The sequence below is a fragment of the Streptomyces sp. NPDC026301 genome (assembly GCF_055567935.1).
The window spans coordinates 513,247-537,555 of sequence record NZ_JBVHPN010000001.1 but is presented as its reverse complement, the minus strand read 5'-3'; the positions used below and the strand labels follow the sequence as shown (position 1 = coordinate 537,555).

Annotated in this window: 22 protein-coding genes; 16 read left to right on the top strand and 6 right to left on the bottom strand. The window is 70.8% G+C overall.

Going from position 1 to position 24,309, the window contains the following annotated elements:
• Nucleotides 1–177 precede the first annotated feature (177 nt).
• From ACZ4MH_RS02375 to pabB, 6 genes are read left to right on the top strand one after another with little or no spacing between them, the layout of a single operon-like run.
• Entirely contained in the window at nt 178–2,595 is a 2,418-nt protein-coding gene (locus ACZ4MH_RS02375) for a thioesterase domain-containing protein (RefSeq protein WP_467753907.1), read from the top strand.
• A 52-nt stretch (nt 2,596–2,647) separates the two neighbouring features.
• The gene (locus ACZ4MH_RS02370; RefSeq protein WP_351586965.1) at nt 2,648–3,802 is read left to right on the top strand and encodes a Gfo/Idh/MocA family oxidoreductase; all 1,155 of its coding nucleotides are present in this window, start codon (nt 2,648–2,650) and stop codon (nt 3,800–3,802) included.
• On the top strand, nt 3,795–4,604 hold the full coding sequence (locus ACZ4MH_RS02365; protein ID WP_351586963.1) for a thioesterase II family protein: 810 nt from the start codon (nt 3,795–3,797) through the stop codon (nt 4,602–4,604). The genes ACZ4MH_RS02370 and ACZ4MH_RS02365 overlap by 8 nt, the downstream gene beginning before the upstream one ends.
• Nucleotides 4,601–5,689 (top strand): class I SAM-dependent methyltransferase, encoded by a 1,089-nt coding sequence (locus ACZ4MH_RS02360; RefSeq protein WP_351586961.1) that lies wholly within the window; start codon nt 4,601–4,603, stop codon nt 5,687–5,689. Before ACZ4MH_RS02365 ends, ACZ4MH_RS02360 begins: the two co-directional genes overlap by 4 nt.
• Before the next feature lie 6 nt (nt 5,690–5,695).
• Nucleotides 5,696–6,778, top strand: coding sequence for a 3-deoxy-7-phosphoheptulonate synthase (locus tag ACZ4MH_RS02355; protein WP_351586959.1), 1,083 nt, complete (start codon nt 5,696–5,698; stop codon nt 6,776–6,778).
• A gap of 40 nt (nt 6,779–6,818) precedes the next feature.
• Nucleotides 6,819–8,942 (top strand): aminodeoxychorismate synthase component I, encoded by a 2,124-nt coding sequence (pabB, locus tag ACZ4MH_RS02350; protein WP_351586957.1) that lies wholly within the window; start codon nt 6,819–6,821, stop codon nt 8,940–8,942.
• 54 nt (nt 8,943–8,996) lie between these two features.
• Here the strand turns inward: pabB and ACZ4MH_RS02345 are convergent, their stop codons facing one another.
• From ACZ4MH_RS02345 to ACZ4MH_RS02335, 3 genes are all read right to left on the bottom strand, one after another.
• Nucleotides 8,997–9,611, bottom strand: a complete 615-nt coding sequence (locus ACZ4MH_RS02345) for a TetR/AcrR family transcriptional regulator (protein ID WP_351586955.1) — start codon at nt 9,609–9,611, stop codon at nt 8,997–8,999.
• Nucleotides 9,612–9,710: 99 nt separating this feature from the next.
• Nucleotides 9,711–11,183 carry an AMP-binding protein gene (locus ACZ4MH_RS02340; RefSeq protein ID WP_351586953.1) on the bottom strand — a complete coding sequence of 491 codons (1,473 nt, stop codon included), beginning with the start codon at nt 11,181–11,183 and terminating at the stop codon, nt 9,711–9,713.
• Between the two features lie 36 nt (nt 11,184–11,219).
• On the bottom strand, nt 11,220–11,924 hold the full coding sequence (locus tag ACZ4MH_RS02335) for a methyltransferase (protein WP_351586951.1): 705 nt from the start codon (nt 11,922–11,924) through the stop codon (nt 11,220–11,222).
• 366 nt (nt 11,925–12,290) lie between these two features.
• Here ACZ4MH_RS02335 and ACZ4MH_RS02330 point away from each other — a divergent pair, with 366 nt between their 5' ends.
• From ACZ4MH_RS02330 to ACZ4MH_RS02320, 3 genes are all read left to right on the top strand, one after another.
• Nucleotides 12,291–12,740: a hypothetical protein gene (locus tag ACZ4MH_RS02330; protein WP_351586949.1), complete on the top strand. Its 450-nt coding sequence runs from the start codon at nt 12,291–12,293 to the stop codon at nt 12,738–12,740.
• Nucleotides 12,741–12,825: 85 nt separating this feature from the next.
• The gene (locus ACZ4MH_RS02325) at nt 12,826–14,472 is read left to right on the top strand and encodes a (2,3-dihydroxybenzoyl)adenylate synthase (RefSeq protein ID WP_351586947.1); all 1,647 of its coding nucleotides are present in this window, start codon (nt 12,826–12,828) and stop codon (nt 14,470–14,472) included.
• The gene (locus ACZ4MH_RS02320; RefSeq protein ID WP_351586945.1) at nt 14,469–15,713 is read left to right on the top strand and encodes an FAD-dependent monooxygenase; all 1,245 of its coding nucleotides are present in this window, start codon (nt 14,469–14,471) and stop codon (nt 15,711–15,713) included. Before ACZ4MH_RS02325 ends, ACZ4MH_RS02320 begins: the two co-directional genes overlap by 4 nt.
• A 36-nt stretch (nt 15,714–15,749) precedes the next feature.
• On the opposite strand, the gene ACZ4MH_RS02315 is transcribed toward ACZ4MH_RS02320, so the two are convergent.
• The gene (locus ACZ4MH_RS02315) at nt 15,750–16,529 is read right to left on the bottom strand and encodes an aminotransferase class IV family protein (protein ID WP_351586943.1); all 780 of its coding nucleotides are present in this window, start codon (nt 16,527–16,529) and stop codon (nt 15,750–15,752) included.
• Between the two features lie 135 nt (nt 16,530–16,664).
• Between ACZ4MH_RS02315 and ACZ4MH_RS02310 the strand changes: the two genes are divergently transcribed.
• From ACZ4MH_RS02310 to ACZ4MH_RS02285, 6 genes are all read left to right on the top strand, one after another.
• Nucleotides 16,665–17,489, top strand: coding sequence for a HipA family kinase (locus ACZ4MH_RS02310; RefSeq protein ID WP_351586941.1), 825 nt, complete (start codon nt 16,665–16,667; stop codon nt 17,487–17,489).
• The gene (locus tag ACZ4MH_RS02305; RefSeq protein ID WP_351586939.1) at nt 17,486–17,881 is read left to right on the top strand and encodes a DUF3037 domain-containing protein; all 396 of its coding nucleotides are present in this window, start codon (nt 17,486–17,488) and stop codon (nt 17,879–17,881) included. The genes ACZ4MH_RS02310 and ACZ4MH_RS02305 overlap by 4 nt, the downstream gene beginning before the upstream one ends.
• Before the next feature lie 264 nt (nt 17,882–18,145).
• Complete coding sequence (fabG, locus tag ACZ4MH_RS02300; RefSeq protein WP_351586937.1) at nt 18,146–18,907, top strand: 3-oxoacyl-ACP reductase FabG; 762 nt, start codon at nt 18,146–18,148, stop codon at nt 18,905–18,907.
• Nucleotides 18,908–18,980: 73 nt separating this feature from the next.
• Entirely contained in the window at nt 18,981–19,739 is a 759-nt protein-coding gene (locus ACZ4MH_RS02295; protein WP_351586935.1) for an SDR family oxidoreductase, read from the top strand.
• A 231-nt stretch (nt 19,740–19,970) separates the two neighbouring features.
• Complete coding sequence (locus ACZ4MH_RS02290) at nt 19,971–20,648, top strand: uracil-DNA glycosylase (RefSeq protein WP_030263453.1); 678 nt, start codon at nt 19,971–19,973, stop codon at nt 20,646–20,648.
• Nucleotides 20,649–21,072: 424 nt separating this feature from the next.
• Entirely contained in the window at nt 21,073–21,558 is a 486-nt protein-coding gene (locus ACZ4MH_RS02285) for a hypothetical protein (protein WP_351586933.1), read from the top strand.
• A 110-nt stretch (nt 21,559–21,668) separates the two neighbouring features.
• Here the strand turns inward: ACZ4MH_RS02285 and ACZ4MH_RS02280 are convergent, their stop codons facing one another.
• Nucleotides 21,669–22,184 carry a DinB family protein gene (locus tag ACZ4MH_RS02280; RefSeq protein WP_351586931.1) on the bottom strand — a complete coding sequence of 172 codons (516 nt, stop codon included), beginning with the start codon at nt 22,182–22,184 and terminating at the stop codon, nt 21,669–21,671.
• 98 nt (nt 22,185–22,282) lie between these two features.
• The gene (locus tag ACZ4MH_RS02275) at nt 22,283–22,912 is read right to left on the bottom strand and encodes a TetR/AcrR family transcriptional regulator (protein ID WP_351586929.1); all 630 of its coding nucleotides are present in this window, start codon (nt 22,910–22,912) and stop codon (nt 22,283–22,285) included.
• Nucleotides 22,913–23,018: 106 nt separating this feature from the next.
• Between ACZ4MH_RS02275 and ACZ4MH_RS02270 the strand changes: the two genes are divergently transcribed.
• Nucleotides 23,019–24,263, top strand: a complete 1,245-nt coding sequence (locus ACZ4MH_RS02270; RefSeq protein WP_351586927.1) for an FAD-dependent monooxygenase — start codon at nt 23,019–23,021, stop codon at nt 24,261–24,263.
• The last annotated feature ends 46 nt before the right edge of the window (nt 24,264–24,309 follow it).

The window sequence follows — 24,309 nt, the reverse complement described above, 5'->3', positions numbered from 1 at the left end:
AAGCTGTGCGCGTTCGTCACAGGCAAGACACTCGACACGGACCCCGAGCCCGCCGACGACGTGGTACGCGCCCTGACCACCGCCGCGGCTGCGGTCCGCGCCGACCTCGAAGGCGACATCGACGGCGAGGGCATCGCCGACTTCGTCCGTGAGCTGGACGCCGCCCTGCTGACCTCCATGGCCCAGACGCTCGGCAAGACCGGCCTGTTCGCGGACGGTGGTGCGGCGACGGCAGCGGACCTCGCCACCGCGCTCGGCGCGCTGCCCGAACACCATTCCCTCGTACGGCGCTGGCTCCGCGAACTGGCGGCAGCCGGAATGGTGCGCCGCGACGACGACGGACGCCACCACGGCCTGCGGCCGGCCGATGTCGCGGACCGCACCCGGGCCTGGGAACGCGCCGAGGCGGCCCGGACCGAACGGATCTGCCCCACCGCCCTCATGGCGTACTTCCGGGGCAGCGCGGAGAGCCTCCGGGCACTGCTGCGCGGCGAGGCCAACCCCTCCCGGATGTTCTTCCCCGAAGGGCGCCAGGACGTCGCCGAGGCGACCTACAGCCACAACGTGGCGGCCGAACACAACAACCGCATCGCGGCACAGGCCCTGCGCTGCATCGCCGAGGCCCGTACGGCCGCCGACGGGCCGTTGCGCGTGCTGGAGGTCGGCGGCGGCATCGCCAGCACCACCCGGCATGCCGTGGACGCCCTGGCGCCCTACGACGTCCACTACACCTTCACCGACGTCTCGCAGTACTTCCTGCAGGGAGCCCGCGCCCGCTTCGCCGACCGTACGAACATGGAGTACCAGCTCTACGACCTCAACGCGGACTACCGGCCCCAGGGTCTCGCCGCGAACTCCTACGACGTGGTGCTGTGCGGCGGAGTGCTGAACAACGCCCGGCACACCGAACGCACGCTGCGCCACCTCAAGGAACTCCTCGTACCGGGCGGCTGGCTGATTTTCATCGAGGCGACCCGCGAGCACCTGGAGATCAGCGTCTCGCAGGCGTTCATGATGGAGGAGTTCAAGGACTTCCGTGCGGAGCAGGACACCACGTTCGTCACCCGGCGGCAGTGGCTGGACCTGACAGCCGGGCTGGGCGCCGACGCGGTCGTCTGCCTGCCGGAGGAGGACGACGCACTCTCCGGTATGGGACAGCACGTCTTCGCGGTACGGCTGCGGCCCGAGCACGCGCGCGTCCACGGCCCGGCGCTGACCGAGCACCTCCGGCGGCGCCTGCCCGAGCACATGATCCCCGCGGAGATCGAGGTCCTCGACGCGCTGCCGCTCACCGACAACGGAAAGGTCGACCGCAAGGCGCTCCGGGAGCGGCTGCGGTGCACCACACGGTCCGAGGACAGCGTGGTGCACGAAGAAGTCACCGACGCCCTCGAAGAGACACTGGCGGCCCTCGCCGCCGACGTCCTCGGTGTGCCGTCCGTGGGCCGGCGGCAGAACTTCTTCGACCTCGGCGGTGACTCGCTGCTGGTCGCCCAGTTCGTCGGCCGCATTCGCGAACAGGTCCCCGAATGCGCCGAGCTCTACTTCGACGGTCTGCTGCGGCGGCTGCTCAACCAGCCGACCGTCGCCGAACTCGCCGACTACATCCGGCAGTACCGGCCCGCCGAACAGGCCGCCGGCAGCGCTCCCGCGCTCTCGCCCCTCGTTCCGCTCAACGACGAGTCCGAGGGACCCTTGCGGGTGCTGGTGCACGAAGGCATCGGGACGATGGCGCCGTACCGGAAGCTGGCCAGGGAACTGGCCGAGCACGGCCCGCTCGCCGGTCTCGCCGTCAACGACATGCGCGGCTACCTGGCCCTGGACGCCGAGCACCTCATCTCACGGCTCGCCGGCGACTACGCCGAAGAACTGCTCGCCCAGGGCCACCGGCGGTTCCACGTCGTCGGGTACTGCCTCGGCGGCCTGCTGGCGACCGAGATGGCCGGCCGGCTCACCGAAGCCGGCGCCGACGTTGCCTCCCTCACCGTGGTGAGCAGCTACCGCGTCCCGTACCGGATCGAGGACGAGCTGCTCTACGAGTACGCCTTCGGCCGCGTTCTCTCGGCCGATCTGGGCGCGATGGGTTACCACAAGGACGAGGAGCTGATGGGCCGGGCACTGCGCACCGTGCTCGCCGCGACCCCCGGCACGGTCGGCGAAGAGGCCTTCGACGCCCTCGACGGCGATCCGGGCCTGGCCGAGGTCGCCGAGCGCTTCAAGGCGTTGCGCGCACGCGACCCCCAGGAACGGCTGGACACGTTGAGCGCACACCTCCTCGACCGGGGCTCTCCCATCGGTTCGGCCCAGCAGGTGACCGAGCTCTACGGCGTTTTCCGGCAGAGCTTCGCGGCGGCGACCTCGCACCGGCCCGACCTGTACGCCGGCGACATGACGTTCCTGAACCCGCGGGGCACGCTCCAGTTCCTGCCGGGGCTGCAGGCGGACATGACCGCCTACTGGCGCGAGACGTGTCTCGGTGACCTCACGGTGACGGAGGTGCCCGGCGACCACTTCAGCTGCCTGGAAGCCCCACATGTCGGGACCACGGCGAAGGAGATCCTGGCCGCCGCACAGCGCGGCGGAGCGGCCAGGTGACCGCGTACGTACCGCTGACAGCTGCGGACAGAGAACGGGGAAGGGATTTTTCATGGTGAGGCCGCTGGACACCGGACGCCGGCCGAAGGTCGTGGTGTGCGGTACACGGTGGGGACGGGTCTACCTCCAGGCGTTCCTGGAGCCGGACTTCCCCTTCGAGCTCGTCGGCATCGTGGGACAGGGCAGCGACCGCAGCAAGGCGTGCGCACGGTATTACGACGTACCGCTGTACACCGACGTGCGGCAGGTCCCCGACGACGTGGACATCGCCTGTGTGGTCATCAGCGCGGGAGTGCAGGGGGGCAGGGGGGCCGAGATCGCCCAGGCGTTCATGGACCGTGGCATGCACGTGCTCCAGGAACACGCGCTGCACCACGACGAGCTCGCCGCCTGCCTGCGGGCCGCCCGCAGGAACGGTGTGCAGTACCGGCTCAACACCCACTACCCGCACATCGAGCCGGTGCGCAGATTCATCGCAGCTGCCCGTGAGTTGTTCACCAAGCAGCGTCCCCAGTTCATCGACGCCACCTGTGCCATCCAGGTCGCCTACACCCTCTTCGACATCCTCGGCCGGGCCCTCGGCGGGGCGCGCCCGTGGGGATTCGCCGACATCCCGGCGATCCCGGACGAGCTGCGCTCGCTCACGGGGCTGGACTTCCCCTACCGCTCCGTGAACGGTGTCTTCGCCGGTGTGCCGATGACACTGCGCATGCAGAACCAGATGAAGTCGAGCGATCCGGACAACTACACCCATCTCTTCCACCGCATCACGGTGGGCACCGACGGCGGGCACCTCACACTCGTCAACACTCAGGGCCCCGTGCTGTGGAGCCCCCGGCCGCACGGGCCGGAAGAGGCCTGGCACACGGTCCGCCTCTTCGACACGGATGCCGTGCACCTCACCTACCCCAGTGCTTCGGTGCTCGGCCCGGTCACGGGCCCCGACTACCGGGAGATCGTCGGCTCGGTCTGGCCAGGGGGCGTACGCACCGCCCTGGGGGCCCTGCGCCGGGCGGCGGTGGCCGGGGACGACCCGCTCAAGGAAGGGCAGTACTACCTCACGCTCTGCCGGCTGTGGCAGGACCTCACGACCCGGCTCGGTTACCCGACGCAGCTCACGCGGTCGGACGCCCCCGATGTACTCCCGGCGGACGACCTGGAGAAGGCCGCTCTGGCCGTGGGCCCGAAGGACGGTTGGCGTGACTGACACAATGAACCGCACCCCCGGTGCCGACTGGCTGCGATGTTTCCGGCCCGCTCCGGGCAGCAAGGCCAGCCTGGTGTGCTTCCCCCACGCGGGCGGCGCGGCCAGCGCGTTCCGTACCTGGCCCCGCCGGCTGGGCGACGGCATCGAGCTGTACGCGGTCCAGTACCCGGGACGCCAGGACCGCTCGGCAGAACCGCACATCGACGACATGGAGGTCATGGCGGATGCCGTGGCGGCTGCGCTGCGTCCCCTCCTGGACCGGCCGCTGGCCCTGCTCGGGCACAGCATGGGGGCGGCCATCGCGTACGAGGTGGCACAGCGGCTGGCCGACGAGCCGTTCGCCACGTGCGCCCACCTGTTCGTCTCCGGCCATCCCGCACCGGACATGCAGCGTCCCGGCACTCTTCACGAGAGCAGCGACACCGGCCTCATCGAGGACGTACGCCGCCTCGGTGGCATCGCACCCGAGGCCCTGGACAACCCCACGCTGCGTGAACTGTTCCTGCCCACACTGCGCGCCGACTACCGCCTGATCGAACGGTACGCACCGACACCTGGTACGCCGCTGCGTACCCCGGTCACCGTCCTGTGCGGTGCGGACGACCCGGAGATGACCCACGCCGAAGCGCTCGCCTGGTCCCGTACCACCAGTGGCGCCTTCGCCGTGCGGACCTTTCCCGGCGGCCATTTCTACCTCGCCGACCAAGAGGCGCGGGTGGTGGACGCGGTGACCGGGGCGCTCGACGACGTGACCGGCCGGGACCCGGCTCCACTGCACGGGGGAAGGGGGCTCGCGCGATGAACCCGGAACAGGAACGGGAGAACGCGGCGCGAGGGTTCGCCATCCGCCTCTTCACCTCGGCGGTCGCCGCCCAGGAGCTGTTCACCTGCTACCTCGGCCTGAAGCTCGGCCTGTACCACGCCCTGACGGACGGGCCCGCGGCCTCGGCGGAACTCGCCGAACGCGCTGACACCGACGAGCGTTACACCCGTGAGTGGCTGGAGCAGCAGACGGCCGCCGGAATCCTCACCGTCGACGACGCCGGCCGCCCCGCGGCGGAACGCCGCTACTCCCTTCCCCCTGGCCACGCCGAGGTGCTGCTCGCGCCGGACAGCCCCTACATGGTGGCGCCCATCGCGGTCCTCCCGATGGGAGCCACCGGCCCCGTCCTGCCCGACCTGCTCACCGCCTTCCGCACCGGAGCCGGCATTCCCTACACCACGTACGGCGAGGACTCCCGGGACGGGCACGCGGGCTCCAATCGCGCGCTGTTCACCCGACACCTGGCCGATTGGGTGCGCACCGCGCTGCCGGACGTGCACAACCGTCTTCTGATCGGCGGCCGGGTTGCGGACGTCGGCTGCGGTGCCGGCTGGTCGAGCATCGCGCTGGCCACCGCGTACCCGGACATCCAGGTCGACGGTTACGACCTCGACGAGCAGTCGGTGGCCGACGCCCGCCGCAACGCCAAGGAACACGGTGTGGCCGACCGGGTCGACTTCCAGGTACGCGACTGCGCGGACTCCCCGCGGCCCGGCCGTTACCAACTGGTCTGCGTCTTCGACGCACTGCACGACATGGCCCGGCCGGTCGACGTCCTGCGCTCCTGCCGCTCCCTGCTCGCTCCGGGCGCGCCACTGCTCGTCATGGACGCGAAAGTCGCCGAGCGCTTCACCGCTCCTGCCGGAGAGGTGGAACGGTTCCTGTACGCCGCCAGTGTGCTGCACTGTCTGCCCGTGGGCCGGTCCCAGGAGCCGTCGGCAGCCACGGGAACGGCCATGCGCCCCGCGACGGTGGCCACCTACGCGAGGGAAGCAGGATTTGCCGGTACTCAGGTGCTGCCCGTGGAGGACATGTACCACCGCTTCTACCGACTGGCTGGTTGAGCAGCCATGCCGACGATTCCGACAGCATCCGGGGTGCGGCGCGCACCGCAACAGCCCGACTGGCCGTTGCCCGAGGCGGCGGCCGTCGTCCGGAGTGCGCTCGCCGCCAGAGCCGGGCTGGTCACGGAGGAGGAATGCCGGCACCTGACGGCCTCGCTCGGACAGGCCGGCAGGGGAGAAGCAGTGGTCCTCCAGGGAGGTGACTGCGCGGAACGGTTCGCCGACGCCGCTCCGTCCGTCGTATCGGCCAAGACCGATCAACTGCTGGCCCTGGCGGCAACCATCCGGTACACCAGCGGCCTGCCCACCCACCCCGTCGGACGCCTGGCGGGCCAGTACGCCAAACCCCGTTCCAGCGAAAGGGAGCGTCTCGCCGACGGCCGCAGCATCCCCGTGTACCGCGGCGACGCGGTCAACTCTGCGGCGTACCGCGAAACCGCCCGGACGGCGGATCCGGCACGGTTGCTGCTGGCTCATGACGCCGCCGCAACGGTGCTCGACACCGTCCGGCGCTCCTGGCCCGACGACCCGTCGCAGCCCCGTGTGTGGTGCTCGCACGAGGCACTGCTGCTCGACTACGAGGAACCGCTGATCAGGGCGGGGCGACGAGGGCCATACGGGTCGAGCGGCCACTTCCTGTGGATCGGGGACCGCACCCGCTCGCCGTACGGCGCTCACATTCGCCTCGCGGCCACTCTGACGAACCCCATCGGCGTGAAGCTCGGTCCGGGCGTTGCGCCGTCAGAGGCTGCGGAACTCTCCCGGCGCCTGAACCCCCATGGGGTGACGGGCCGGCTGACGTTCATCGTCCGGCTCGGTGCGGCCCACGTGGACGACCTGCTGCCGGGGCTGATCTCCGAGGTGGCCCGCCGGGGCGCCCCTGTGCTGTGGCTGTGCGACCCGCGGTCGGGGCAGCTCCCCGGTGGCCTGCATCTGGAGATGACGCCCGAAGACGTCGACGAATGCGTTGACGACGAGCGAGAGCTGGCCGGTGGCCGGTGGCCTCGCGGCTACCGGTCGGCGTGCGATCCGCGACTGAACCCCGAGCAGGCCCGGCATATCGTCCACACCTTCAGCAAGCACCTGTGACGGGTCGTCTCCCGGCACCAGGATCGGTGAAAGGCTCGGCATGCGTACGTTGATCATCGACAACTACGACTCCTTCACTCACAATCTCGCGCAGTACATCGGCGAGGTGAACGGCGAACCGTGTGAGGTCGTACGCAACGACGACTCCGGCTTCCGCATGGCGGACCTGTCGGAGTTCGACAACGTGGTGATCTCCCCGGGCCCGGGCAGCCCCGAGCGGCCGACGGATTTCGGTGTCTGCGCCGAGGTGATCAGGGACAGCGATCTCCCCCTCCTGGGGGTGTGCCTGGGGCACCAGGGGCTGTGCCAGGCGTACGGCGGAACGGTGGGCCCGGCTCCCGAGGTGCGGCACGGCCGGCTCTCGGCCGTCACGCACGACGGCCGGGACCTGTTCGCCGGGATTCCCACGCCGTTCGACGTGGTGCGGTACCACTCCCTGGCCGTGACGTCCCTGCCCGACGAACTCGAAGCGACGGCATGGGCCGGCGACGGCACCCTGATGGGCGTCCGGCACCGCCACCGTCCGCAGTGGGGCGTGCAGTTCCACCCTGAGTCGATATGCACCGAGTACGGCCGTCGGCTGCTGGCGAACTTCACCACGCTCACGGAGCACGAGCAGCGTCGCAGACCCCGCCTCCCTCGGCGCGCACCTCGCAACACCGGCGCGGTCCCGTCCTCGCCCGTGGCGACGTCCGACGGCTTCAGCCACCGGGTACTGGCACGGCGTATCCGCACCGAGGCGCCGGCTGAACAGGTGTTTGCGCACCTCTACGGCGCGAGCCGGACCGCCTTCTGGCTGGACAGCAGTCGCGCCGACTCCTCCCTCGGCCGTTTCTCCTTCATGGGCGACGCCTCCGGACCGCTCGCGCGCGTGGCGGAACATGACGTGTGGCGGGGCGTCACCACGGTACAGAGCGGCCCCTCCACCTCAACGGTCTCAGGGCCCTTCCTCCAGTGGCTGGACACGGACCTGCGCGGGCCGGCCGTCGAGACACCGGAACTGCCCTTCGACTTCGCCCTGGGCTGGGTGGGATACCTCGGCTACGAGCTCAAAGCCGAGTGCGGAGGTGCGTGCAGCCACCGCTCGGAACACCCCGACGCCGCCCTGCTCTTCGCCGACCGGGCCCTGGCTTTCGATCATCATTCCGGTGAGGTGCATCTGCTCGCACTGGCGGAAGTCGGCGCGGCCGCCAGTGCCGCGTCCGGTACCGAAGCCGCTCAGAGCTGGATGAACGAGACGGAGCAGCAGCTGCGTACGCTGCCGGCCACTCCGCTCCGGCCCGTCGGAATCCCGCACGGCGCCAATACCGCGAGCGGGCTGACGCTACGTCACCACCCCAAGGGTTACCTCGATCTCATCGATGCCGCACAGCGTCAGATCAGGGCGGGCGAGACCTATGAAGTCTGCCTGACCAACATGCTCACCGGTACCGCTGACCTCGATCCGTGGGAGAGCTATCGCTTTCTGAGGGAGACCAGCCCCGCTCCGTTCTCCGCGTTCTTGCGCTTCGGGGACCTGTCGGTGCTCAGTACCTCGCCCGAGCGCTTCCTGAAAGTGGGTGCCGACGGTGTGGCGGAGTCCAAGCCGATCAAGGGAACGCGGCCGAGGTCCGCCGATCCCCGCGAGGACCAGCAGCTCCACGATGAACTGTTGACCAGCGAGAAGGAGCGCGCCGAGAACCTGATGATCGTGGATCTGGTACGCAACGACCTCGGGTCGTGCGCGGCTCCCGGGGCGGTCTGGGTGCACAAGCTGTTCGACGTGGAGAGTTTCGCCACCGTCCATCAGCTGGTGAGCACCGTCCGGGCCAGGCTGGACGAAGGGGCCACGGCCATGTCCTGCTTCCGCGCGGCCTTCCCCGGCGGCTCCATGACCGGCGCCCCCAAGATCCGGACGATGCACATCATCGACGAACTGGAGAGCGGGCCACGCGGCATCTACTCCGGTGCGATCGGTTACTTCTCGCTGAACGGTGCCGCTGACCACAGCATTGTGATCCGCACGCTGGTCGCACAGCACGGAAGGGTGCAGATCGGAGTGGGCGGAGCCATCACTGCACTCTCCGACGCCCAGGAGGAGCTGACGGAGACGGAGGTCAAGGCAGCGGCGTTCCTGCGGCTGTTCGGTCAACCTTTCCCCGGCGGCGACACCGTGAGCCGATGAACGCGTACCCGAGCCGGCAGGTCGCACAGGACCGGCAGCGGGGCTACCGCGCACTCAGCCGGAGGTGCCGATGAACCCGTCGACCAGCGCGCCCAGGCCGACCGCGTAGGCGTCGGCCTTGCGGGCGGCCGTCCACTCGTTCGCCAGTTGGGCGAGGTGCGGCATGGTCTCCTGCTCCACCTCGGACACCATGACGATGGAGAGCGGCGAACGGTCGAGCTCCGCGGTACGGCGGTCCGTCGAGGTCCGCACGATGATTTCACCGACGGTGTAGTGCCAGACGGCGCGGTAGGCGGTGGCGGCCTTCTGGTGGTCGAAACCCGCGTCGACGAACGCGCCGAGGATGCTCTCGACCAGCCACAGGACCGAGGGCGCCATCAGGTCCCCGGCGGCCAGGACGTCCACGGCCCAGGGGTGGCGGCTGAGCTCGCCGTGCAGCAGGCACCACAGCACGATGAGCCGCTGCCGGGGGTCCTCGGGCAGCTCCGGCCGTTCGATCCGGGCCACGATCCGGTCGAGGACGAGCACCAGCAGCTGGTCCTTGTCGGCCACGTGCCGGTACATGGCCATCGGAGAGGTGTCGAGCTCCTTGGCCAGGCGTCGCATGGTCAGTGCCTGGACACCCTCGTGCGTCACGATGTTCTCGCTGACAGTGACGATGTCGTTCAAGGCCAGACGCGGTGGCCGGCCCCCGCGATTGCGTTGCACATCCTGCGGGCTCATGGCAGAAGTTTCGCATCCCTCGGCTGGTGTGTGACCACGGTGGTCCTACGGCCGGCCGGTGCGCAGCAGGAACCGCTGCAGCTTACCGGTGGCGGTACGGGGCAGGGCCGGAACGAACTCCACCGACCGAGGTACTTTGAAGGGCGCCAGCCGCTGCCGCGCCTCGGCGAGCAGCTCCCGGGCCACCACGTCATGGTCGCTCCGGTCCAGTGCGACGACGAACGCCCGCAGCTTGGTCGCACCGCGTTGGTCCGGCACTGCGGCCACGGCGGACTCGCGTACGGCGGCGTGGTCGTCCAGCACCCGCTCGATCTCCAACGGGGACACGGTGATGCCGCCGACCATCTCAAGGTCGTCGGCCCGTCCGGCGTGCAGGACGTTCCCGTGCTCGTCCAGCGCCGCCCGGTCCCCCGTGCGCAGCCAGCCGTCCCGCAGCACATCGGCCGTGCGCGCGGGCTGCTGGAGATAGCCCGCCATGAGCGTCGGCCCGGATGCCCACAGGTCACCCTCGACACCGGGGGTGGTGACTCGCCGGTTCTGGGCGTCCCTCACTTCCACCCGGAAGCCGGGGAGTGCCTTTCCCACGGTGCCGGGCACGGCGTGTGCGAGCGTCTGGGCGCAGAATGCGCCGCCGACCTCCGTGGACCCCAGCTCGTCCAGTACCGGCGCGCCGAGCAGTCGACGGGCCTTGTCGGCCAGAGAGGAGCGCAGCGGCTCCCCGGCCGAGACGGCGACCCGGACCCGGTCGAACGCCTCGGGGGAGGCCTCGGCCGTCAGATGCGCCAGCGCGGAGGGCACGGCATGCAGCACGGTGACCGCGAACCGGTCGGCCAGCTCCTCGATGCGGGCGGGCGAGGGACGGTCCGCGAGCAGCACCGCTGCCGAGCCGGTGTACAGCGGGTACACGAGGGAGTTGCCCAGGCCGTAGGCGAAGAAGAGTTTCGAGACGGACAGGCTGACGTCGGTCGCCCGGATGCGGAGCATGTGGCGGGCCACCGCACGGTGGTGGTGTGCGAGATCGCCATGGCGGTGCACCACGCCGGCGGGCCTGCCGGTCGTGCCGGAGGTGTACTGGATGTACAACGGTGCGTCCGGCGGAACGGGGTGCGCGCGCGCCACGGAGGCCGTCGCCGCCCGCGCCATGAGATGTCCGGCCTCGATCGTCGTCCGGCCGGCGAATCGCGACAGCACAGGTTCCTCCGCCACGATCAGCGCCACCTCGCACTCCTGGACCAGGTGGGCGTGGTCCGCGGCGGGCAGAGCGGGGTTGGTGAGGACCGGAACCGCCCCCAGGCGGGCGGCCGCGAGGAAAGTGATGATCCATTCGGGCCCGTCAGGCATGGCCAGCAGCACGCGTCGGCCTGGTTCCACTCCGAGCCCGGCGAGGACCTGGGCGGCACGGGCGGCGAGGTCGTGCACCTGGCCATGGCTGACGCGGTCGGATGCGGTGAGGTACGCCGGCCTGTCACGCCAGCCATGACGTGTGGCGCGGACTGCGAGCTCGGTGGCGATGTTCATGGCGGTTCCTTCCAGCGCGTGGGGGAGTGCGGCGGGTCAACGGCCCTGGGCCGGAAGGAACTCGACGAGCTGGTAGTGGATCCGCTCGCCGAACGGCGAGTCGTAACCGACGGCACGCAGCAGTCGCGGGCGCCAGCCGTACTGCTGGGCCAACTCCGTCAGCTTGGCCGTGTTGCCGAGGCTGGTGAACCCCAGCAGCAGTCGGCCACCGGGTGCGAGCCTCGCGGGGGCGTCGCGCAGATAGGCGTCGTGCGCACGGTAGTCGGGATCGTAGAAGGCGAGTCGCAGATCGCCGCCCGCGGGGGCGCTCGGCCCTTCGCCCGGGTCCTCCACGAAGTTGGAGTTCCAGAAGACGACGTCGTAGCGCTCGCCCGCCGGCAGTGCTGCGAACAGGTCGCCCCGATGGACCGAGAGCCGGTCGGCAACACCGTGGCGCCGCGCGTTGAGGGCCATGTTCTCGGCCGCGGCAGAGGTGATGTCGGTGGCGTGCACCAGGCGGCAGCCACGCAGTGCGGCGGTCACCGCCAGATAGCCGGTGCCGGACCCGATCTCGCAGAAGGAGCCGCCGACGGGGTAGGGGATCCACTCGGCGTACAGCGCGGCGGAGCGGGTCAGGTGGGGTGCGTAAACGCCGGGCAGCAGGTCCCAGTCCCGGCCGAGCAGCCGGAACGTGGTTCTACCGGATATCCCTTCGTGCTGGTTCAGCAATTGCCGGGCCACCTGGGACGCTGTCGAGTCCATGGACAAGAATTCCCTTCCCCGTGCTGGAAGTCATGGAGAACTGCTGGGGCGCTGGCCAGAGAATGTACCGTACGGTCGCCATAGGGCAACACCCCGAACCGATAAGATCCCAGGAGTCGTTGTGTGTGTCATACCGCTTTTCGCTGTTTCACGGGTTGACGAGGTGATGTGATGAGCGCGCCGGGTGGTCTTGCGGGAAACCGGTCCAGAGGTGTGCCGATAATCGATGAAGAGCTGCCCAGGGACCCCTTCGAGCTCTATTCTTCCTGGTACGCAGAAATTCCTCGTGACCGAGGAGTACAGGGCGTGCGTGCCGTGTTGGCCACCGCGGGGGGCGGCGCCCGACCGGCGGTGTGGTGCACCCGCGTGGTGCCGCTGCCCGGCGGGTTCGCCTGCTTCCTGCACCACCGTGGCAGGATCGGAGCCGCGCTCGCCGCCTGCCCCGAGGTGACATTGGCCTTCGACTGGTCGGAGCGCCGACGCAGCGTGCTGGCCGCCGGCCGCTGTGCCCGCCTGCCCGCAGTCGACTCGGATGCGTTCTTCGGGCGGCTCACGGAGCGGGAGCAGTTGGCCGTTTGGGCGGAGGGAATGCAGGAAGAAGGGCACTCCCGGGCCGCCGCCGTCACGGCCGCAGCGGATTTCGCCGACCGGTTCAGCGGCCAGTTGATACCCCGCCCGGGTTACTGGGGAGGCTATCGGATCACTGTCGAGGAAATGCTGTTCCAGCAGGGCAGTGGCGACGGCGTGACAGACTGCTTCCGATTCGGGAAATCTCCCGGAGAGGAGGCGTGGAGCGTCGTGCGCAGCACGCCATGACGGCACCGGAAAAATCCCTTTCCGGTGCTGGCGAAAGTGCATCGGGGTGTCCCTGAGAAGAGGAGAGTCAGTGCTTGCGGGTTGTGTGGAATGGCCAGACGAATTCGTCTCTCGATACGTTGCCAAGGGGTATTGGGAAGCCCGGAGTCTGGGTGGACTGCTGCGCGACTGGGCGCGGCAGCACGACAAGCGGACCGCCCTGGTGGACGGCGAGCAGCGGTGGACGTACCGGGAGTTGGACGAGCGCGCCGACCGCTTGGCCGCAGGCTTCCGCAACCTCGGCTTGGGGCCGGGCGACCGCGTCGTCGTCCACCTTCCCAACACGGCCGAGTTCGTCGCGGTGGTCTTCGCGCTCTTCCGGCTCGGCGCCCTGCCGGTCTTCGCGCTCCCCGCACACCGCCACTCCGAGATCAGTTATCTGTGCACATACGCTGAGGCCACCGCGTACGTCATCCCCGATGAGCACCAGGGGACGGATTTCCGGAAGATCGCCGAGCGGGTTCTGGCCGAGGTGCCTTCCCTGCGTGAGGTGGTGGTGGCAGGCCGGCCGGGCCGCTTCACGGGACTCGGCGAGCTGTACGTCGAACCGTGCCGACTGCCCGAACCCGAACCCGAACCCGGCGACGTCGCGTTCTTCCTCCTCTCCGGTGGCACCACCGGTCTGCCGAAGCTGATCCCGCGCACTCACCGCGACTACGCTTACAACGTCCGGCTGAGCGCCGACAACGCCCGCTTCACCCAGGACACGTCGTACCTGGCCGTGCTGCCGGCGGCACACAACTACGCCTTCGGCTGCCCCGGCATCCTCGGCGCACTGCGCGCCGGCGGGAAGGTGGTGCTCGCCGACAGCGGCAACCCCGACCTCGCCTTCCCCCTCATCGAGCGGGAGCGGATCACGGTTTCCGCTCTGGTGCCGCCACTGGCACTGGTGTGGACGGATGCCGCGGCGACCACCCGGTACGACCTGTCCAGCCTGGAACTGCTCCAGGTCGGCGGAGCGCGCTTCGAAGCAGTCGCGGCCCGCCGCATGCTGGAGCGGTTCGGCTGTGTTCTGCAGCAGTCCTTCGGCATGGCGGAGGGGCTCCTCGCCCAGACGGCCCCCGGCGACTCCGAAGACATCGTCACCCGTACCCAGGGCCGTCCGCTGTCCCCCGATGACGAGGTGCGGCTGGTCGACAGCGCGGGCCGAGACGTAGCGGAGGGCGAGACCGGGCTGCTCCTGGTACGCGGCCCCTACACCCTCCGGGGGTACTACCGTGCCGACGAACACAACGCACGCGACTTCACCCAGGACGGCTTCTTCATCACCGGAGACCTCGCCAGCCGCACGCCGACCGGTCACCTCATCGTCCGGGGCAGGGTGAAGGACGTCATCAACCGCGGCGGCGAGAAGGTGTCGGCCGATGAGGTGGAGGGCCACCTGCTGGCACATCCCGATGTGCGCGATGTCGGCGTGGTCGCCGCCCCGGATGCGCTGCTCGGCGAACGCACCTGCGCCTTCGTGGTGTTCCGCGGGCGACAACGGGAGGGCGCCTTCGGGGAACTGGCCGGCTTCCTGCACGAGCGCGGCGTCGCCGACTACAAAATACCCGACCGCTGGGAAGCACTGGAGGAACTGCCGAGGACCGGCGTGGGCAAGGCCGCCAAGGCACAGCTGCGCGCTCGCGCCGCGCGTGTGGCGGCCCGTCGGCCCACCCGGCTTTCCCGCAGCGGCCGAGGAGGCACCCGATGAACCTGGACGAACAGTCGCCCCCTGCCACCCGTGACACCCCCGTCCTCGTGGTCGGGGCCGGCCCGGTCGGCCTCGCCGCCGCACTGGCGCTCCGCGCGCTGGACATTCCGGTGACGGTGCTGGAGGCCCGGCCTCGCGACGCCCAGCGCCCGGGCAGCCGTGCCCTGTACATGCACCGCACGTCACTGCGGTTGCTGGAGCAGGCCCACCCCGGCCTCGGGCGCGAAGTGGCAGACTACGGAACGGTCTGGCACGCCCGCCGTACCCTCTACCGGGGGCGCGAGGTCTACGCACGCACCTACCCACCGGCTTCGGGTCCCGGCCTGCCGCCGTTCACCAGTCTGCGGCAGATCGACACCGAGCGCTTCCTCCGCGATGCCGCGGAATCCGCGGGCGCCCGCATCGAGTGGAACGCCGAAGTCCGTGCTGTCGCCGCCTCCTCGGAGGCCGTGCAGGTCACTGCCACCGACGGACGACAGTGGACGGCACGGTACGTCGTTGCCGCCGACGGTGCGCGGTCCGCGGTCCGGCGTTGCGCCGGCATCGAGTTCGGCGGCAGCCGGGCCGAAGGCTTCCACGTCGTCATCGATGTGGCCGACGGTTCACGAAAGCGGCCGGCGGTCCGCGAGTTGCACTATGCACACCCGCGAGCGGGCGGCCGCCATGTGCTGACGGTGCCTTTCACGGGCGGATTCCAGGTCGACCTGCAGTGCAAGGAGGACGACCCGGTCGAGAAGTTCACCGACCGGGATGTGCTCCAGCGGTGGCTGCCCAGGATGATCGGCTGCCCGGAGGTGATCGGCGACCTGATGTGGGTCTCCCAGTACCGCTTCCTGCAGGTACTGGCCGACCGGTTCACCGACGGCACCGGCCGTGTCCTGCTGGCCGGCGAAGCGGCGCACCTTTTCCCTCCGTTCGGAGCGCGAGGGATGAACAGCGGCATCGCCGACGCCGACGCTGCGGCCACGGCGCTCGCGCTCGCTCTGTCGGCGGTATCCGCGGAACGGGGGCGCGCCGCTGTGGAAGCGTACGCGCGTGACCGTCGTGCCGCCGCTGTCGACAACAGTGCGGCGGTCGGTGCGGCCCTCTCACACCTGCGGCCTGCCGGGAAACTCGCCCGGGCGAAACTCGAAACCGCCGGACGCCTGGCGCCCTGGGTCCCGCGCCTCGGTGAGTGGCTGGAGCGCGCCCCGTACGGGCCGCGCACGACCGACCGGAGACGCTCCGGCCCTGGCTACTGAGCACCGGGTCCGCGTCCGGCCCGGCCTCCTCCGGTGTCAGACGCGGTCTCCCGGAATCTTCTCGTACCGCTGCCTCAGGTCGGCGAGTACGGGATGCTTCGCGTCCAGCGGGACGTCACCGATGGCGGAGAGGGGGCGGACGCCGACCGACGTGTTGGCGGCGAATGCTGCGCGCATCTGCGGCACGTCGTCGGGAGTGACAGGACGGCTCACCGATGCGTGCACCTCCTGCAGCAAATGCATGGTCACGCCCGGCAGCACGCGGGCTTCGGGCCACACCACACGTTCCTGGTCATCGACGAAGCCGACGTTCCACGTTCCGCCCTCGGAGATGACCCCGGTCTTCGGATCGGTGAACAGTACATCGTCGTAGCCCGCCCGTTGCGCGGCACGCCGGACAGCCAACTGACCGAAAAGACCGGTGTGTTTCACCTCCGGCATGTCCCGCTGATATGCCCTCGTCGAAACGCGCAGAGGAGGCTGACTGTGCGCCACCGGTCGGCAGGTGACCAGGACCTGTGGCCGAGCGTCGGCGCCGGGGTGCGCCATCCCCAACGCCGGGTCGAAGACCGTCACGCGGACGATGAATGTTCCCTCCTGTCGCGCCGCGGCGTGTCTCACATACGAGAGGACGCGGGCACGGTCCAACTCCACGTCGAACACCGTCCGGCAGTCACGGACGAGGCGGTCGAGGTGCAGGGACAGGCCTTTGACCAGCCCGTCGTCGACGCGCAGCGAGGTGAAGTGCCCGAAGTTGGTGAGTGCGAGCGCCTTCAGGCTGTCGGCTTCGACCGGGTTGCCATCGAGGAGGTCCATCACGGCAGTCTGACATCGACCGGCCCTGCCTCCGGCAATGCGCCGCTCGACGCACCTGCGGCTGCGGGGACGCTTGGCGGCCCATCGTGGTTCCAAAGTCACTGGGGAGGCGGGAAGGCCCGATAGCCTGGGCAAATGCTTACAGAAGTCATTGCGACTCGTTATGTGACTCCCTTGAGGGAGGGTGGGTCGCTCCCCGGGATCGTTGAAGGGGACGACCTCGGTACTTATGTCATGAAGTTCACCGGTGCTGGGCAGGGGCGGAAGACGCTTGTTGCCGAGGTTGTCTGCGGGCAGTTGGGGCGGCGGCTGGGGCTGCGGGTGCCGGAGCTGGTGCGGATGCAGCTGGATCCCGTGATCGGGCTGGGTGAGCCCGATCAGGAGGTGCAGGAGCTGCTGAAGGCCAGTGGGGGGCTGAACCTGGGCATGGATTACCTGCCCGGGTCGCTGGGGTTCGATCCGCTCGCCTTTGAGGTGAGTGCACGCGAGGCCGGGCGCGTGGTGTGGTTCGACGCGCTGATCAACAACGTCGACCGGTCCTGGCGCAATCCGAACCTGCTCGTGTGGCACGGGGAGCTGTGGCTCATCGACCACGGTGCGACGATGATCTGGCAGCACAACTGGGCGGGCGCGGAGAAGGCGGCGCTGAAGCCGTACGACGCCTCCGATCACGTGCTGGCGACGTTCGGGCCGGACGTGGCGGCCGCGGCCGAGGAGTTCGCGCCCCGGGTGACCGAGGAGCTGCTGACCGAGGTCGTCGCGGATGTGCCGGACGAGTGGCTGGTGGACGAGCCGGGGTTCGATTCGGCCGAGGAAGTACGGCGGGCGTACGTGAAGACGCTGCTGGCACGGGCCGGAGTGATCAGTGACCACATCAGGATCGGTGAGCGCACGGAGGACAAGCCTTCGCAGGCGCCGGGCTGGCTGGCCGGCAGGCTTTCGCGGAGGGCAGTGAAGTGAGCGGACTGCACAACGGACGGGACGTCTTCGAGTACGCGCTGCTGCGGGTCGTGCCCCGGGTCGAGCGCGGCGAGATGATCAACGCGGGCGTGGTCGTCTACTGCCACGCGCGGCGCTTCGTGGAGGCGCGTACGCATCTGGACGAGGCGCGGCTGCGGGCCCTGGACCCTTCGGTGGACGTGGAGGGCGTACGGGCGGCGCTGAGCGCCGTCGAGGGAATCTGCCATGGCGGCGAGCGGGCCGGGCAGGCGGCGGGGGACGACGTGGGCCGGCGTTTCCGCTGGCTGATCGCGCCGCGCAGCACGATCGTGCAGCCGGGACCCGTGCACACCGGGCTGACGGCCGACCCCGCCAAGGAGGCGGAGCGACTGCTGGACCTGTTGGTGCGGTGATGACGGTGATGCGCACACGGGGGCGGCGGTGATGCGCATAAGGGGGCGATGGCGGCGCGCATACGGGGGAGTGCGGGCGGGCGCGGGGCTGTGCGTGTTCGCCCGTGGGCGTTCGATGCCGCAGGTGAGGTGTGTAACGGCGGGCTGTGGGGCGTTGACACGGAGTGCCCCGGCTTCTAGCGTCAGCTCTGCTGAAGCGACTAAGCGGTTGCTCACCCGCCTTCCGGAAGCGGTGAGCCGCTTTCGAGGTGAGGAGAACCCCGCATGTCCACCACCGAGCAGCGCGTAGCCATCGTGACCGGCGCCGCCCGCGGCATCGGCGCCGCCACCGCCGTGCGCCTGGCCGCCGAGGGCCGCGCCGTCGCCGTACTCGACCTGGACGAGGCGGCCTGCAAGGACACCGTCGAGAAGATCACCGCGGCCGGCGGCAAGGCCATCGCCGTGGGCTGCGACGTGTCGGACTCGGCGCAGGTGGAGGCCGCCGTCGCGCGCGTCGCCGACGAGCTGGGTGCGCCGACCGTGCTGGTCAACAACGCCGGCGTGCTCCGCGACAACCTGCTGTTCAAGATGAGCGACAGCGACTGGGACACGGTCATGAATGTGCACCTGCGCGGCGCGTTCCTGATGTCCCGCGCCTGCCAGAAGCACATGGTGGACGCCAAGTTCGGCCGGATCGTCAACCTCTCCTCCAGCTCCGCGCTCGGCAACCGCGGCCAGGTCAACTACTCGGCCGCCAAGGCCGGCCTGCAGGGCTTCACCAAGACCCTCGCCAAGGAGCTCGGCAAGTTCGGCATCACCGCCAACTCGGTCGCCCCCGGCTTCATCGTCACCGACATGACCGCGGCGACCGCCGAGCGGGTCGGCATGGGCTTCGAGGACTTCCAGGCCGCGGCCGCCACCCAGATCCCCGTCCAGCGCGTCGGCAGGCCCGAGGACATCGCCAACGCCATCGCCTTCTTCACCGGCGAGCAGGCCGGCTTCGTCTCCGGCCAGGTCATGTACGTGGCCGGCGGCCCGCTCAACTGACGCGGCGCCGGCCGACCGGTACCGCCCACCGCCGCCATCGACGCCACCGACGCCAAGGATCGGGAAACCACACATGACTGAGCAGGACAACGCCAACGCCAAGGTCACCCTCATCACGGGCGCCAGCCGCGGCATTGGGTACGGCGTCGCCGAGGCCGTGCTCGCGCGCGGCCACCGCGCCGTGATCACCGGCCGCAACGAGGAAGCCCTCAAGGAGGCCGTCGAGAAGCTCGGCGCCGACCGGGTGATCGGCGTGGCCGGGAAGGCGCACGACGAGGCCCACCAGGCGGCCGCCGTCGAGCAGGCCATGGAAGCCTTCGGCCGGGTCGACTACCTCGTCAACAACGCCGGTACGAACCCGGTGTTCGGGCCGATGGCCGAGATGGACCTCGCGGTCGCCCGCAAGGTCTACGAGACCAACGTGGTCTCCGCGCTCGGCTTCGCCCAGCAGACGTGGAAGGCGTGGCAGAAGGACAACGGCGGGGCGATCGTCAACATCGCCTCCATCGCGGGCGTCTCGGCCTCGCCGTTCATCGGCGCGTACGGCATGAGCAAGGCCGCGATGATCAACCTCACGCAGCAGCTCGCGCACGAGTTCGCGCCCGTCGTGCGGGTGAACTCCATCTCGCCCGCCGTGATCAAGACGAAGTTCGCGGCCGCGCTGTACGAGGACCGCGAGGCGGAGGCGGCGGCGCAGTACCCGATGGCGCGGCTGGGCGTACCGCAGGACATCGGCGGCGCCGCGGCGTTCCTGCTGTCCGACGACGCCGGCTGGATCACCGGGCAGAACCTCGTCATCGACGGCGGGCGCTTCCTGAACGCCGGGGTCTGAACGTCGGGGTCTGAACGTCGGGGTCTGAGGGCCCGTACGTTGCGCTCCGCCGGGCGCGGAGTGAGTTCTGCTGCCGGTGGCGGTGGTCCGAGGGGCCGCCGCCACCGGCAGTTCTGTTCCCGGCTTTGGCGGGTTATCCACAGGCCGGGGGCCCGGCGGGGGGCGTTGTCAGTGGTCGCCGGTAGGTTCTCCAGTGAGAGATGCGGAACCCACCCGGAGGTCGTTGACGTGATGCCCGACATGCTGCCCGAGTCCTGGCGCGGCGTACTCGGCGAGGAGCTGACCAAGCCCTATTTCCAGGAGCTGACGGCCTTCGTCGAGGAGGAGCGCGCCCGGGGGCCCGTCTACCCGCCGCGCGAGGAGGTCTTCGCCGCGCTGGACGCCACGCCGTACGACCAGGTGAAGGTGCTCGTCCTCGGCCAGGATCCGTACCACGGCGCGGGCCAGGGCCACGGCCTGTGCTTCTCGGTGCGCCCCGGCGTCAGGACCCCGCCCTCCCTGCGCAACATCTTCAAGGAGATGCACGACGAGCTCGGCACTCCGATCCCCGACAACGGCTATCTGATGCCCTGGGCCCAGCAGGGCGTGCTCCTGTTGAACGCCGTACTGACCGTGCGGGCCGGTGAGGCCAACTCCCACAAGGGCAAGGGCTGGGAGAAGTTCACCGACGCGGTGATCAGGGCGGTGGCGAGCCGGCCCGACCCGGCGGTGTTCGTGCTGTGGGGGAACTACGCGAAGAAGAAGCTGCCGCTGATCGACGGGCAGCGGCACGTGGTCGTGCAGGGTGCGCACCCGTCGCCGCTGTCCGCGAAGAAGTTCTTCGGCTCGCGCCCCTTCACGCAGATAAACGACGCGGTCGCGGCCCAGGGGCACACGCCGATCGACTGGCGCATTCCCGACCTGGGCTGAGTCGGGCCTGTACCGGGTGACCGGGGGCGGTCCTGGCTGAGCCGGGCCTGTACCGGGTGACCAGGGGCGGTGCTGGCCGAGCCAGGGCCCGTATCGGGGGCGGCCTTGGCTGAGCCGGGGAATGTACTGGATGCGGGCTCGGCCGAGCCGGGGCCCGTAGCGGGTGCGGTCTTGGGTGAGCCGGCGCCCGTACTGGGTGCGAGCTCGGCCGAGTCGGGGTCCGTACCGGGTGCGAGCTCGGCCGAGCTGAGGCCCGTACCGAGTAAGGCCTCGGCTGAGCGGGGCCTCGCCGGTCGTGGGTGCGGTTCCGGCGGGTCGCGGGCGGCTCGGGGCCGTCCGGGCGGCTCGCCGTGCCGGGTGCCGCGGGCGCGGTTAGCGTCGGGGGAGCAGGCGGTGAGGCGGCGTACGGACGCGGGAGAGCGCAGTGGCACAGAGGCGGCACGGGGCGACGGCCGGGCACGGCGTCCTGACCAGGATCGGACAGGCCGTCATGCTGCACCGCGGCGGCGACCGCGAGGAGGCCCGCCGGCGGATGACCGCCCTGTGGCAGGAGCTCGGCCCGCGCGCCGACGCCTATCACCGCTGCACGCTCGCGCACTATCTGGCCGACACCCAGGACAGCCCTTTGGAGGAACTGCGCTGGGACCTGCGGGCGCTGAGTGCGGCTCAGGGCAGCCGGGGCCACGCGGAGGCCGGCCGGACCGAGCTGCGGGCGCTGCTGCCCGCGCTCCATCTCGACCTCGCCGCCGATTACGCCCGGCTCGCCCGGCACTCCGAGGCCCGCTGGGAGCTGGGCCGGGCCCGTACGGCATTGGACGCCCTGGAGGACGACCCGCACCGCCAGGGCATCCGGGCCGACATCGAACGCCTCCAGCGACGCCTGGACCGCGCGGGCGGCCACCGCTCCTAGGGGGCGGTCACCGCGCTCAGCGGGCGGCCACCGCTCCTGACGGGCGACGTGGCGCGTCGGACGCCCGTGTCGGACGTGGCGCGTCAGGCGCTCGTGCCGGACGTGGCGCGTCAGGCGCCCGTGTCGCCGTCCAGGCGCTCGCGCAGGAAGTCCGCGTGGCCGTTGTGCCGGGCGTACTCCTCGATCATGTGCAGGTAGATCCAGCGCAGCGTCAGTTCCTTGCCCGGCAGCCGCCCCGGCGCAGGCTCGTCCAGCGTGCGGCCCTCGGCGGCCTTGACGGCCAGCTCCGTCTCCGCCTGCCAGGTGGCCAGCGCCTCTGCCGCGGTGTCCTCCTCGCCGAAGTGCCAGTCGCGGTCCCAGTCCTCCTCGTCGCAGTAGATCCACGGGAGGTCCTCGCCGGTCATGATCCGCCGGAACCAGTGCCGCTCGACCTCCGCCATGTGGCGCAGCAGGCCGAGCAGGGTCAGCTCGGAGGGCGGTACGGAGGCGGTGCGCAGCTCTTCTTCGGTGAGGCCCGCGCACTTGGTCGCCAGGGTCGCGCGGTGGTAGTCCAGCCAGCGCACCATTTGCGTGAGTTCGTCGCCGGTGCCGGAGGGGATGGTGCGTGCTGGATCGGATGTTGTCATGCCGCCAAGCATGGCCGTTGCGGCGCGTGCCGACCCGGTTTTTCCCGGTTCGGTGTGCATGGCCCGCAATTTTGCGCCATAGCGCGCGGGCGCGGGTTCTAGGGGCGCTGGGCGGCGCCCGGGCCCAGCATGCCGCCGAGCAGTTCGGCACAGCCCGTCCGCAGCTCCGCGCGGCTGGGGGCGGCGGCCTGCAACTGGCCCGCCGTACCGGAGAACAGCACCCCGTCGCACCACGCCACCAGCGAGCGCGCGTGCCGCTGCGGATCGGCCGAACCGGCCGCCGTGAGCAGGCCGGCCAGCGCCTCGCGGAAGGCGCTGCCCGCCCGGTCGTAGACGGCCCGCAGCTCCGGCCGCCGGGTGGCCTCCAGCGCCAGTTCGTACCGGGCGATCAGCAGCTCGCGGTGGCGGGTCAGCGAGCGGTGCAGGGCGAGCGCGAGCAGTTCGGCCAACGCGTCCGGGGTCGACGTACCGGGGGCAGGCTCGGCCGGGGAGAGCAGTGCGGCCTCCCGCTCCGCCAGCCGGCCGACCGCCGTCTCCAGCAGCGCCGCGCGGGTGCGGGCCAGGTTCGACGTGGAGCCCTGCGGCAGCCCGGCCGTCTCGTCGACGGCGCGGTGCGTCAGCCCGCGCATGCCGCGCTCGGCGAGCAGGGCGAGCGCGGTATCGGCGATCAGCTCGCGACGGCGGGCGGCGGCGGGGCGGGAGGAGCGGTCCGGAGTGCGGTCGTTCATGGGAGGTGAGCCTACCGGCCGGACTACGGGTGTGGTAGCTTGTGAGGAGTACGCCACTACAGGTGTAGTGCAGGGGTAGTCAGGCGGTAGGTCGGCAGGAGTAGGCATGAGCAGCAGCGATACGAGTGATCAATCCACCGCCCTCGTCATCGGCGGCGGCATCGGCGGGCTCACCGCGGCCGTCGCGCTGCATCAGGCCGGGTGGCGGGTCACCGTCCTGGAGCGCGCCCCCGCGCTCGAACCCGTCGGCGCGGGCATCGCCCTGGCCCCCAACGCGCAGCGTGCGCTCGACGCGATCGGGGTGGGCGACGCGGTACGGGCCATGGCCGCCTGGCAGTCCGAGGGGGCGTTGCGGCTCCCGGGCGGCCGTGTCCTGGCTCGTACGGACGATCGCGCGGCCGTGCGGCGCTTCGGCGGCCCCGTCGTGGTCGCCCACCGCGCCGATCTGATCGGCCTGCTCGCTGCCCGGCTGCCGGCCGGGGCCGTCCGCACCGCGACCGCCGCCACCGTGACCGACCCGGGCGACCCGGCCGACCCGGACCGCCCCGCGCGCGTACGCCTGATCGGTTCGGAAGATCACCCGGCCGAGCTGGCCACGGACCTGACCGACGACCTGACCACCAACCTGACCACCGACCTCGTCATCGCCGCCGACGGCATCCACTCCGCCGCCCGCCGCGCCCTCTTCCCCGGTCACCCCGCGCCCCGTTACGTCGGCCTCACCACCTGGCGCTTCGTCGTGCCCGCGCCCTGCGGCGTCGACCCGCACGAGACGTGGGGGCCGGGAGCGCTGTGGGGGAGTCAGCCGCTGCACGACGGGCGGGTGTACGCGTACGCGGCCGCCGTCGCGCCGGCCGGCGGCCGGGCGCCCGACGACGAACGCGCCGAGCTGCTGCGCCGTTTCGGCGGCTGGCACCGTCCCGTGCCCGACCTGCTCGCCGCCGTGGCCCCCGCCGACGTGCTGCGCAACGACGTGTACGCGGTGGACCGCCCGCTGCCCGCTTATCACCGCGGCCGGGTTGCGCTGCTCGGCGACGCCGTGCATCCGATGGCGCCCCATCTGGGCCAGGGCGGCGGCCAGGCCATCGAGGACGCCATCGTGCTCGGGCTGCTCGCCGGGCCGGATGCCGACCTGGCGGCGGCGCTAGCCGAGTACACCCGGGTACGGCTGCCCCGTACGACGGAGGTCGTACGCCGCTCCGCCCGCATCGCCCGCCTCACGACCTGGCGTTCGGCCCCCGCCCGCGCGCTGCGGGCCGCGCTCCTCGCCGGCACCGCCCGCCTCGCTCCCGACCTGGCGCTGCGCGCCCTGGACGGCATCGCCGACTGGTCCCCGCCCGGCCGCCCGTAACCCCGAAGGGCCACGTACGCTCCTTTCGTACACACCCGCCCGCTGC